The sequence below is a fragment of the Hyphomicrobium sp. D-2 genome, assembly GCF_029872155.1.
Taxonomy (GTDB): Bacteria; Pseudomonadota; Alphaproteobacteria; order Rhizobiales; family Hyphomicrobiaceae; genus Hyphomicrobium_A.
The window spans coordinates 221,359-232,972 of record NZ_JARXLA010000003.1 but is presented as its reverse complement, the minus strand read 5'-3'; the positions used below and the strand labels follow the sequence as shown (position 1 = coordinate 232,972).

Below are 11,614 nucleotides of genomic sequence, written 5' to 3'. Positions count from 1 at the left end.
ATTTTCATCTCAGTCACGGCCCGGCCCCACTTTCGATAACAGCACCAGCAAGCAACCATCGGCAAAGCTGCGGCGTACATCAGCGTAACGCCCCGCAGGCAATCGAAGACGGCGTTCGAAACGCCCCTGCGGCAACTCCAGCCGATGTATCTCGGCCGTACGGAACTCCGCCGGCGGTGTGCGCACGCCAATGACAATTAGATCGTTACCGTCGATCGCAGCTTCAACCTGCTCTGGCTTCACACCCGGCAAAGCGACGACCACCAGCACACCGCGCTCGTCCTCGAACACATCAACCGGCGGCTCCCAAACCGGTTGGCGCGCATAGACGCGCACCGGCTGAAAAAACTGCCTGTGCATACGTTCAGCCCGCGCAAGCATCTCGCAGGCCTGAGACCACATCACACGCGTTGGATCGTCTTTCATGGACAAGCGCTTTCGTTGACTGGGTCACCGACGAGGACTGGGCCACCGACGAGGCGCCGGCGCATGGTCAAGAAAGATAGTCGTCAATTGATGGATTTCTACTGCCGGCCAGAGATGCGCGACGCAGATGCCCTGGCATGTGGATGCCGGACGGATCGCGAGGTCGATCCAGGCGCCGAGCACAAAGCTGGATAAGGCCTATCGGCTGAGGCCCATACCGGATGGCAGGCACTCAACCGAAGCTGCCGGGGGCCGCGACGCAACCGGCAAAACTAACTGGCCATCAAGCGGGCCACGTTATTCCTGAATTCCAGCGCGATTTTTCTATACAAAAATAGTCATGTATTTGCGATCGGTGTTTGGTTTAAATTGATGAATTAATATTTTCGCGATATAAATGCTTAAGAACGTGATGTTTGGCGGCCAAGATCGGGTTTTTCGACGCACGACAATCGAAATACCCTTGAAATATCATGTAATAGTGCCGATATGCGCTCCTAAGGTGCACACTACGCGTGTGCCCCCTCCGGTAGACATCCAGAAAATATCAATCTTTTTGCTGGAAATGCCGAAGGTAACGGCGGGTCCGGGGCGTTCGCCAGTTAAAAACTAGAACGCAAATTGGCAACTGTGGTCGAGGTCGAGTTGACAAATTTCAAGGAACATTACCGCGCTCACGCCGACAGCCATGATCATGGCGACACCTGCTTGGACAGCTTCGAAGCTGACCGTGAGGCACGCCGACATACCGAGCAAAAGACGAGGAAATGCCTGCTTTGCCGCGAGTCCTTCCCCAGTTCGTGGGCAGGAGAGCGCATCTGCCGGAAGTGCAAATCCACGTCGACATGGCGCAGCAGCGGGATGGAATGATCCCGCGGCGCGAATGGACATAACAGCTAAATTGGGGGCGCCTGCTAGGCTGCCCCCTTTTTTATGCGGATCGGGCTCTGATGTTCACAGGGCGGAAGGAATGAAGTCCGCCCCGACGCAGCGCAGCCGCTGCGTTACGGACCGGGCGCCGTTTCGTTCAGTGGTGCAGGGTCAGGCGTGCTCATATCGGTATTGCCAGCATAAAAGACCGTATACAGCACCGCCGCCGCGATAACGGCGAGCAGAAGCGACTGCACCAACACCCGAAAATTGAGACGGCGCGGTGAGCCCTGACTTACATCGGTGGGCGTGAGCGTTTTGTCAGTATTCCTCATGGTAAAAGTCCTCCGCTGAAGGAATGCGCTCATCTTCAGCAAGGTTCCGGTGGCCGATCGAAAAGGCCGCACCTCAGTGAGGAAACAAAATGGTTACGGCATCGAACAATCATTAACGACCGGAAATCGGCCTTTCAGCTCAGGGAACAATCCATCTGTCTGGTTCGTTTTAAGGAAGAAATAGCGCTACTGAATTGAGATCTCAGTGTTTCCACTTGTTTGCCGCAATCGGGGCCCCAATTCCAAAATTCTGCAAAGCCATCCAGAAAAAGTTGCGTAGCCATGCTTGCGTACTCCGTTCCACAGATTGACCCGATAGCCCGGTCCGCATTCTCGGCGGATCAGCAGAAGGCACGCGTCCGCCGATTGGCACGCGGAGAAACTCTGTTCCATGCCGGAGACGCACGGCACATGCTCTACCGCGTCGAGCGCGGTGCGCTATGCCACTACATTCGCTGGGCTGATGGCCGGCACGATGTGATCGAATTTGCGTTTCCCGGCGACATCATCGGGTTCGGCCATATGGATTCACACATCAGCACCGCCCAGGCCGCGGCGCGCACGATTGTCAGCCATATTGATCCCGCTGAATTCGAACAGCTGATGGCAGACGACGCGCAGCTTGCCGGCAGATACGCTTCCGCTGTCGATCGAGAGTTTGAATTCATGCGGCTGCGCGCTGTGCAAAGCACTCAGGATGCGCCTGCACGGCGAGTTGCTTCTTTCCTGGCGGCGCTGTCTTATATGGGCGTGCGCGAAGGTCGCGACGCGAGCCTTATTCCCGATGAGGTTAGCTCCGGCGCTGTTGCCGATCAGCTTGGCATGAACATCGCCGCGCTGGCGCGCGTACTTTCTGATTTGAAAGCGCGTGGCATGATAACGGAAACCCCGAAGGGGCTACGCATTCTAGACCTTGAAGCGCTGGAGCAGTTTGCCGACGCTCGCTAAAGGCAGCGCGAAGCTGAAGGCAATCGAAATTTCTGGTTGAAGCAGCCGTGTGCCCGATGATGGCATGGCGGCGGATCTTGCCGCGCGCTGCATTGAGCGCTTGATTGCTCCGATCAGCGACGCGCTACAGGCGTCGCTTTATCGGGCGAATGCGCATCGTTGTTTCCAGAATCGCATCTCGCTTTGACCAGGTATGTGTCCCCCCACACGCTGGACACTGCACCGGAGCAGCGACAACATCAGGTAGCACTGCGAAGCTGTCCTGATCAGTATCTATACCCACCGGAATAAGCTCGTCCGTCTTCGGACAGCGGATCATGATCGCGCCCATCACCCTCTCCCATACACGTCGCAGGCGGCCATGCCATGGTATGCACCGGCATGTACGCCAACTTCGTTTGGTCCCCAGGCGCAGATTATCTCCAATATCGGCCAAATGTTGTTCAGTAAAAGGGGGAATTGAGATTCAGCGCTTCGCATGGCGCTATGCTCTTTGAGAGCGCAATCGACGCCTACACTTCACCGTCAGCCACAGACTCAGCGCGATCCTCACTAGAACACATGGATTTTTCCAATTGCCGCACTTTGTCGAGCGCTCGTGCAATCGACGGCGAGAGCGCGTCAGAACACGATGTCTTCATGGCATCGCGAAATTTTCTGCCAATTGAAATCATGAGCTGATGTCTGACCGGATTCACCCTTCATGTTCCTATAAAATTATCCTTGCTGTTCAAAATCCAACACCGCGATCCACCTAAAGTTCCTCCATTCCGACGCACGATTGCCTAGTGCCCAGCGCACAGCTCCATGACGCTTCACGTTTCATGTCAACGATGGTTCATGTCGGAACTTTTAGCGCAGCAACTCAGTTTTTGCCTTGTACTCACCGTACAGAGCTTCAAGGAGTGCAACATGAACTGGGATCGCGTCAGCGGAAACTGGAAGCAGTTTCGTGGCAAAGTGAAGGAACAGTGGGGCAAGCTCACCGACGATGAGATTGCCCAGATCAATGGCAACCGCGAGCAGCTTGAAGGCATGATTCAAGAGCGGTACGGCATCACAAAAGACGACGTGAAAAAGCAGGTCGATCAGGCGATGAGCCGCTGGTGACCACTTTCTCCGAATTGATCGAGATCATCTAACGGGAGTTCGCAGCTTACGGGCTGCGAACTCTCGTCTTCCGTGCTTAAATATTCTTGTCCACAGATGGACCAAATGGGAACGGCCGTGGATGGCAGAACGTTGTATGCCACATGCCTCATGCTCAAGCTGGGCCTAACATACGGCATATGGGGCCAACTCAAGGTCAGATCGACAATGCCTGAAGGGGGAATGCACGGGAGGGCCATGATTTAATGTCTGAAGAGAAAAACGCCGGCTGGGGCAAAGGCGCTCCACCTCAGAGTGAGAGCGTTCCCACTGCTGCAGCATCCGCGCCTCTGGAACAGTCTCCCGAAGCGCAGGCCGCTGCCTCTTCCCACGGCAGTGACACAGCTCAGGATATTTCCAGTTCAATGGTAGCCGGTCGCGATGATGGGCACGAACAGGGCCAGGAAGGTGAGCAATCCTCCCCGGCTTCTGGTGACCTCCATGCGGAATCGACGCATCAACGGGTTCGTGACCAGGATGTGCTGCCCGAGATTTTGGGTCGGCAGCTGCGGGCTGCTTACGGTGAATTGCTCAGCACACCACTGCCGGACAGCATCACGAATCTCGTGAAGAAGCTCGAACGCCGCGAACCCACACCTTCAGCCACCAATGCAAAACAGCGAAGCGGAAAGGAAAGCCGTTGAGCCATTCCGCACAGTCCGACAGTCCGCTCCATAACGATCTGATCGCCGCTATTCCGAATATGCGCGCGTTTGCGATCTCGTTGTGCGGCAACCGCGATCGCGCCGACGATCTGGTGCAGGAAGCGCTGGTTAAGGCGTGGAACCATCTCGATTCATTTCAGGAAGGCACGAACCTCAAGGCGTGGCTCTTCACCATTCTGCGCAACGCTTATTTTTCGGAACTGCGCAAGACCAAGCGTGAGATCGCCGATAGCGAAGGATACCACGCCGCGAAGCTGTCAGCTCCGCCGGAGCAACAGGGGCATCTCGATCTGCTGGATCTCAATAATGCCCTCACGAAACTACCTGCCGACCAGCGTGAAGCGCTCATTCTTGTCGGCGCGGAAGGATTTTCCTACGAGGACGCTGCGGCAGTTGCAGGCTGTGCCGTTGGCACCGTGAAAAGCCGGGTGAACCGTGCACGCACCCGCCTCAATGAACTCATGTCTCAGACGTCGGCCACGGGCGACAAACCCAACAAAAGCGCTGATGCTGACAGGCCGCCACTGACGCCAACAACGCCAGCTGGCAACTCTCGACGCGCGCGGGCTGTATAACGGAGAAGTCAGTCCTTCGCGCCCTACGACGCCTGCGTTCCCCGCGGCTCTCCGCTCTCCGCTCTCCGCTCTCCGCTCTCCGCTCTCCGCTCTCCGCTCTCCGCTCTCCGCTCTCCGCTCTCCGCTCTCCGCTCTCCGCTCTCCGCTCTCCGCTCTCCGCTCTCCGCATCGTTCCATGACAGCAGGCACGCGCCAAACGAAAATGGCGGGTCTCCCCGCCTTCGTTGTTGTCGTCCCATGATGTATTTAGTCCGCAGCGGCCGCCTACAGCACGCCGCCTGTCATCCTCACCGACAGCATCATGCCGATGCGCCCTCAGCGTTAGGGCTGCGAGCCTTGTAATCGAAAAACAATGCCTGGCTGATAACCGCCTGCACCGTCTCGGTGCGGAACGGCTTATTGATCAGAAAGGTCGGCTCAGGCCTGCTGCCGGTGAGAAGACGTTCCGGATATGCGGTGATGAAGATGACCGGCACATCGAAGGTCTCGAGGATCTCGTTAACCGCCTCCAGACCAGAGCTGCCGTCTGCCAGCTGAATATCAGCCAGAACGAGACCCGGCTTGTGTTTCTGGAACGCGGCCACCGCTTCCTTATGCGTGCGGGCAGTGTCGCTGACATCATGGCCGAGCCCTGAAACCAGATCGGCCAGATCCAGCGCGATCATCGGCTCGTCCTCAATAATGAGAACGTTGGTGGCCACCTGCTCGGCGATCTCGGATGCCGCCTGATCGACAAGGGCTTTGACTTCAGCCTCGTCTGTCCGGAGCACTGCGGCCGTATCGGCGGTAGAAAATTCCTCAACGGCCATTAGCAGAAATGCCTGGCGCGCTCTGGGCGTGATAGCTTCCAGCTTGCGATCCGCAGCGGCCAGCCGTTCTGAGGTGCCCTCTTCCCTGGTGTGGTTAAGCTCAACCGCGTTCCAGACATCCAGGAACGATTGATAGGTCGCAACGCGAGGCTCTAACTGGTCCGGAAATACCGTAGGCTCGGCGGCGATTGCCTCAAGCATTGCCACGACATAGGCGTCACCACTTTCCTGGCTGCCCGAGAGAACGCGCGCGAACCGCCTCAGATAAGGCAGTTGCGACGCGATAATATCAGAAATCGACATGCTCTCCCCTTTACACAATTTGCTTTCCGGTGCCGGATCGGCACCCGGACAGCAAAACGGTTTCGAAACGCTCAGTTGCGTGAAAAGTTCCGTCAGTCTTTCGAATGTTCTTTGACCGAAAGGAAGGCTTTACCTTTTAATAAGGCCGCAGGCAGCCTCTACTGCCCTACCACGTAACCGCTTAATTCGGGTTAGCTGGACAGGGCGCGCACGACCACAGCTGGCCGATGGAAAGCCTTGCCAAAGGCCGCTACATTCTCAGCCCCGACGCAACATGCCACCCACCACGGCGAGGGCCAGCAAAATAATTGCGATCCAGAAGAGCAAACGCGCGCCCTCAGTTGCAGCGCCAGCTATTCCGCCGAAACCTAAAAATGCTGCAACGATGGCGACCACCAGAAATACCACCGCCCAATAGAGCAAATTACCCATGACATCCTCTTGCTACGCAAAAATACTGCATCAGCAAAACACGCCCCGGCGACATCAGGTTCCAGTTACGCGGCAGGAGGGTCATGAAGCATTGTTTCGTCGCCTAGGAGATCTCCGTGCCTTAGACGGACCGATGCCACCGAAATAAAAAAACGCGTTGTGTCGAAATTCACGGGAACTGAGACCCGGATAACAAGTTGAGCACAGGCACCGCAATGCCGTCTATCGCCCGCCGGATGATGAGCACCCACATTCGCCAGTTCGACTGGAGCACCACACCTGTAGGCCCGATTGAAGACTGGCCTATTGCGTTGAAGGTTGCAGTCGACATCATAACTGCTTCACCCGTGCCTATGCTGGTCCTTTGGGGACCGGAAGGCACGATGATCTATAATGACGGCTATGCCAGCTTCGTGGGCTCGCGGCATCCCGGCCTGCTCGGTCAGCCTGTACTAATCGGCTGGCCCGAAACTGCCGACTTCAATCAACGCGTTATCGAAAACGTACTGGCCGGCGAGTCGCTCTCGTTCCGGGACAAGCACTTCACCTTACGCCTGCACGAAGCTCCGCAGGATGTATGGACCAATCTGGATTACAGCCCAATTCTCGGCGACGACGGCCTGCCCAATGGCGTGCTGGCGATCGTCGCTGACACAACACCCTGGGTGTATGCAGAACGCGCCCAGCGCGAGAGCGAATCCCGCTTTCGAACGCTAGCCGACAACATCGCTGCATTCGCCTGGATGGCCGACCAGGACGGCGGCATTTTCTGGTATAATAAGCGCTGGTTTGATTACACCGGCCTGCCTTTTGAAGAGGCCCGGGAATGGGGCTGGCCGCTGCGCCAGCACCCCGATCACGTCGAGCGCGTGATGGAAAAAATCAACCGCTGCCTCACAACCGGTGAAGTCTGGGAGGACACCTTCCCGCTGAAAGGGCGCGACGGCGTTTATCGATGGTTTCTTTCACGCGCGATGCCTATTCGCGACGACAAAGGCACCGTCATACGCTGGTTTGGCACCAACACTGACATCACTGAACATCTGCAGGAAGCTGAAAAGAACGCACAGCTCGCAACGATCGTCGCCACCTCCGCCGACGGTATTCTTTCGATGTCTCACGACGGGATCATCCAATCCTGGAACCCCGGCGCAGAGGCGATGTTCGGCTATGCGGCCGACGAAGTGATCGGTAAATCGGAACGTCTGCTGTTCCCCGACGACGCCCAATCCGAGTTCGACGAGAAATATATTCACCTGCGTGCGGGCCAGCACGTGATGCGCGACACCATCCGCAAGCGCAAAGATGGCTCCATGCTGGACGTCGCCATCAACGTTGCCCCGATGCGCCGGCCCGATGGCCACATCTTCGGGTTTTCCGCTGTGTTCCGCGACGTGACCGAGCGACGTCGCGCCGAGAAGCATCTGCGCATGGTGATGCGCGAGCTTTCCCACCGCACCAAAAATTTGCTGGCGGTAATCGTCGCTATGGTGCGACAGACAGCGCGCGCAAGTTCTGACGTGGAAGTGCTGCAGTCGCAGCTCATTCAGCGCCTGCAGAGCCTGTCCGCGTCACACGATCTGCTCGTCGCCGAGGATTGGACAGGCGCGTCGCTGGAAGAGTTGATCCGCGCAGTGCTGCAACCCTTCATCGGCAATACATCGGATGCGCTTGAATGCGAAGGCCCGATGGTTTTCGTCAATGCAACCGCAGCGCAGAACCTCGGGCTGGCGCTGCACGAGCTGGCCACCAACGCCGCCAAATACGGAGCGCTCTCCACGTCGTCAGGCAAGGTGCACATGGACTGGCACTTCGAGCCTGACGCCGAAGGCCTGATGCGACTGATATTGAATTGGCGCGAAACGGGTGGCCCGCGCGTAGCACCTGCCACAATAAAGGGGTTCGGCCACGTCGTGATCGAAAAGGTTGTGGGACAGGCGCTGAACGCCCACGTTGATTATGAGTTTCCGCCCGAAGGCGTGCGGTGGTCGATAGCAATTCCGCCGGAATTCATGGCGGCCAACTGGCGGCGGAACAGCGCCCCGGTTCAATCGACTGCCGATACTTAACAGCCCTGCTCGGCTGTTCCCGTTCGACAAAATTGCGGCGGCCCGCACAACAGCGGCCTTGCCTAATAATTCGACTTGGCCTTCAATCGCGGTGAGCCATCCATTTGCAGCCGCTAGCAATGACTGAACAGACCGACCAGCCAGCACCAAACGATCACGAGACCGAGCTGCAAATCGCCGAACAGCAGATCTCCACGATTCTGGCGATTGCTGCCGATGCCATCATCTCGCTGAATGAGCAGATGCGCATCATGCTGTTCAACGACGGTGCCGCGGCGATGTTTGGCTACACCAAGGAAGAGATCATCGGCCAACCGCTCGATATTCTCATTCCCGATCGCTTCCGCCCGCTGCACAAGGAACACGTTGCAGTATTTTCCGCCTCCCGCGTGGCTGCCCGACGCATGGGAGAGCGGCAGGAGATTTTCGCGCGCCGCAAGGACGGCAGCGAGTTTCCCGCCGAAGCCTCCATCGCCAAGCAGGAAATCGGTGGCCGGCGCGTCTACATGGTGGTGGTGCGCGATGTAACGGAACGCAAACGCGCTCAGGCCGAACTGGCGCGTGCTAACTCGCAACTGGAAGAACGCGTTGCCGAGCGCACCCGCGCACTTGAAGCGGAAATCAAACGGCGCGAAGAGGCCCATGCCGCGCTTATTCAGGCCCAGCGCATGGAGGCTTTCGGCCAGCTAACCGGTGGCGTGGCGCATGACTTCAACAACCTGCTGACCATCATCTCCGGCAACCTTGAACTGCTTGGTTCCAACTCGCTTGAGCCCAACTCCAAAACGTTGCTCAAGCGCGCAGGCGACGCGGCGGACATGGGTGCAGCGCTGACGAAGCGGCTGCTGACCTTCGCGCGCCGACGGTCGCTGTCACCGCAGGTGCTGGATCTCAACGACCTTGTTCTGGGATTGATGGAAATTCTGAAGCGCTCCATAGGCGAGCCGATTACGCTGAGCACCATGCTTGCCGGGCAGCTCTGGACTACGAGGGTCGATCCGAGCGAAGTCGAGAACGCAATTCTGAATCTCGCCATCAACGCCCGTGACGCAATGCCGAATGGCGGCGAATTGCTCATCGAAACCCGCAATGTCGAAGGCAGCGAGTTGCCATTCGACGGTGGCGGGCGTCAGTTCGTGATGCTCTCCGTTTCCGATAGCGGCGACGGAATGCCCCCCGATGTCATCGAGCGCGCGTTTGAGCCGTTCTTCACCACTAAGGAGCCGGGACGTGGAACAGGCCTCGGCCTCAGCACTGTCTATGGTTTTGCGCAGCAATCGGATGGCCATGCTGCAATCGAAAGCACGCCCGGACGTGGCACCACTGTGCGCCTTTATTTGCCCCGGGCCGACGCGGAAAAAAGCTCGGTAGCTCATCAATCCGCCGAAGCGGTGCCCATGTCGGAGGCCAGCGAGATTATCCTGGTTGTCGAAGACAACGACGACGTGCGCGAAGTTACGATGCAGCGCGTCGAAGGATTGGGATATGTCGCGCTGGAAGCCGAAAGTGGGCCGGCAGCTATAAGCTTGCTCAAGTCAGGCGAACATGTCGATCTGGTATTGAGCGACATCGTGATGGCGGGTGGTATGTCGGGATACGATGTGGCGAGCTGGGTGCGCGAGCACGCGCCGCACATCAAGGTTGTGCTGACCACCGGATACGCGGCGGAAGAAGCCCGCCATGCACCGTGGGAGGCGGGCAGCGGCCCAATTCTGCGCAAGCCATACAAACGCGCACAGCTTGCGACCGCCCTACACGACGCCCTGCACCGCACCAATCCTTGATCATTAAGCCGCCGAGGATGGCCGCCCGGTCGGCGCGCTACTCAGCCGATTGTCTGGGCTTCTGCGCGGCCCGATAAGCTTCATCAAGCATACGCTGACGTTCATCGTCGGCGGCACGGGCCATAAGCTCAGCTGCGCAGGATTCCACTGCATCGCCGCCTTCGCTGGCAAAGCGCGAGGTGCATTCCTCACGGATGCGATCGGCGGATGGCTTGTCAGGCGCCCCAACGATAAAGCCGATTGTCATCAACAGCAGCAGGCCCATGAGTGCGCTGCCCGCGAGCACGAGCAGAACTTTCAGCGTGACGATGATCGGGCCTTGCCGCGTCATGATGTTTTACCTTCAACAGCACAGCCAAGGTGACGCTGCGTGTATGTTTTCTCGTGCTTCTTGTCGGAAACCGGGTTCCACTTTTCCGAAAGCACTTCAGGCTAAAGTCGCTTGACGCTGCCGGCGAAAACATAACCAACGCCGCGCACCGTCTTCACCAGCATTGGCCGCTCGCTCTCAGGCTCAAGCTTCTTGCGCAGGCGCGCGACGAGCGCATCGATCGAGCGGTCCATCGGCGTCCACTCATGGCCCTTGAGCAGATCCATCAAATCATCGCGAGAAAGCACACGCCCGGGCTTGTGCAGGAATACAGCCAGCAAGTTGAACTCGGCGGTTGTGAGATCGCGCCTCTCGCCGGCCGGATCATGCACCTCCCGCCGCGCAATATCTACCGTCCAGCCATCGAACGCGAAGCGCTCATCGGCGCTGTCCGCGCCCGCTGACGCCTGCGTGTTGCTGCTGACGTAACGGCGCAGAACCGCCCTGATGCGTGCAACAACTTCGCGCATCAGAAACGGCTTGGGAATGTAATCGTCAGCGCCCAGTTCCAGCCCGACGATACGGTCGATCGCATCGCCCTTGCCGGTGATCATGATGATCGGCGTATTTCTCGCCATGCGCAATTCACGCGCGAACTTCAGGCCGTCCTCGCCGCCAAGCTTCAGGTCAAGCGTTATCAGGCTGACGTTTTGGCGGCCCACCTGCTCCATCGCCTGACGGCCATCGCCAGCCTCAAGCACATGAAATCCCTCAGCTTCTAAGCCCGTACGCAGCAGCTCGCGCACCTGTGGTTCGTCGTCAACTATCAGGATTGTTTGTTGGTCGTCTTGCATGGACATGGACGGCACATTCAGAAAAACCGGTCGCCTCTGTTACATGCTGTCACACAAGCGCACAATCGGGTCAAATCCTGGCGGT

The 11,614-nt window shown here is 58.0% G+C and carries 12 protein-coding genes; 6 read left to right on the top strand and 6 right to left on the bottom strand.

Going from position 1 to position 11,614, the window contains the following annotated elements; translation table 11 throughout:
* Positions 1-9 precede the first annotated feature (9 nt).
* Both QEZ49_RS07005 and QEZ49_RS07000 read right to left on the bottom strand, forming a co-directional pair.
* Positions 10-426: an Hsp20/alpha crystallin family protein gene (locus tag QEZ49_RS07005; RefSeq protein WP_068463999.1), complete on the bottom strand. Its 417-nt coding sequence runs from the start codon at positions 424-426 to the stop codon at positions 10-12.
* Positions 427-1,430: 1,004 nt separating this feature from the next.
* The gene (locus QEZ49_RS07000) at positions 1,431-1,631 is read right to left on the bottom strand and encodes a hypothetical protein (protein ID WP_280385453.1); all 201 of its coding nucleotides are present in this window, start codon (positions 1,629-1,631) and stop codon (positions 1,431-1,433) included.
* A 282-nt stretch (positions 1,632-1,913) separates the two neighbouring features.
* Between QEZ49_RS07000 and QEZ49_RS06995 the strand changes: the two genes are divergently transcribed.
* From QEZ49_RS06995 to QEZ49_RS06980, 4 genes are all read left to right on the top strand, one after another.
* Complete coding sequence (locus tag QEZ49_RS06995) at positions 1,914-2,579, top strand: Crp/Fnr family transcriptional regulator (RefSeq protein ID WP_280385451.1); 666 nt, start codon at positions 1,914-1,916, stop codon at positions 2,577-2,579.
* 912 nt (positions 2,580-3,491) lie between these two features.
* Positions 3,492-3,689, top strand: coding sequence for a CsbD family protein (locus QEZ49_RS06990; protein WP_068463986.1), 198 nt, complete (start codon positions 3,492-3,494; stop codon positions 3,687-3,689).
* Between the two features lie 245 nt (positions 3,690-3,934).
* Complete coding sequence (locus tag QEZ49_RS06985) at positions 3,935-4,372, top strand: NepR family anti-sigma factor (RefSeq protein WP_280385450.1); 438 nt, start codon at positions 3,935-3,937, stop codon at positions 4,370-4,372.
* Positions 4,369-4,968 carry a sigma-70 family RNA polymerase sigma factor gene (locus tag QEZ49_RS06980; protein ID WP_280385448.1) on the top strand — a complete coding sequence of 200 codons (600 nt, stop codon included), beginning with the start codon at positions 4,369-4,371 and terminating at the stop codon, positions 4,966-4,968. Before QEZ49_RS06985 ends, QEZ49_RS06980 begins: the two co-directional genes overlap by 4 nt.
* 299 nt (positions 4,969-5,267) lie before the next feature.
* Here QEZ49_RS06980 and QEZ49_RS06975 read toward each other — a convergent pair whose 3' ends face one another.
* Positions 5,268-6,080, bottom strand: a complete 813-nt coding sequence (locus QEZ49_RS06975) for a response regulator (RefSeq protein ID WP_280385446.1) — start codon at positions 6,078-6,080, stop codon at positions 5,268-5,270.
* Between the two features lie 258 nt (positions 6,081-6,338).
* A complete protein-coding gene (locus tag QEZ49_RS06970; protein ID WP_083509821.1) occupies positions 6,339-6,512 on the bottom strand; it encodes a DUF1328 domain-containing protein in 174 nt (57 codons plus the stop codon).
* 197 nt (positions 6,513-6,709) lie between these two features.
* Here QEZ49_RS06970 and QEZ49_RS06965 point away from each other — a divergent pair, with 197 nt between their 5' ends.
* Together QEZ49_RS06965 and QEZ49_RS06960 are read left to right on the top strand one after the other, a co-directional pair.
* Complete coding sequence (locus QEZ49_RS06965; RefSeq protein WP_280385443.1) at positions 6,710-8,581, top strand: PAS domain S-box protein; 1,872 nt, start codon at positions 6,710-6,712, stop codon at positions 8,579-8,581.
* 119 nt (positions 8,582-8,700) lie between these two features.
* A complete protein-coding gene (locus tag QEZ49_RS06960) occupies positions 8,701-10,365 on the top strand; it encodes a PAS domain S-box protein (RefSeq protein ID WP_280385441.1) in 1,665 nt (554 codons plus the stop codon).
* 37 nt (positions 10,366-10,402) lie between these two features.
* Here the strand turns inward: QEZ49_RS06960 and QEZ49_RS06955 are convergent, their stop codons facing one another.
* Entirely contained in the window at positions 10,403-10,696 is a 294-nt protein-coding gene (locus tag QEZ49_RS06955; protein WP_280385439.1) for a hypothetical protein, read from the bottom strand.
* Positions 10,697-10,797: 101 nt separating this feature from the next.
* Positions 10,798-11,535, bottom strand: coding sequence for a response regulator (locus tag QEZ49_RS06950; protein WP_280385437.1), 738 nt, complete (start codon positions 11,533-11,535; stop codon positions 10,798-10,800).
* Positions 11,536-11,614: the final 79 nt, after the last annotated feature.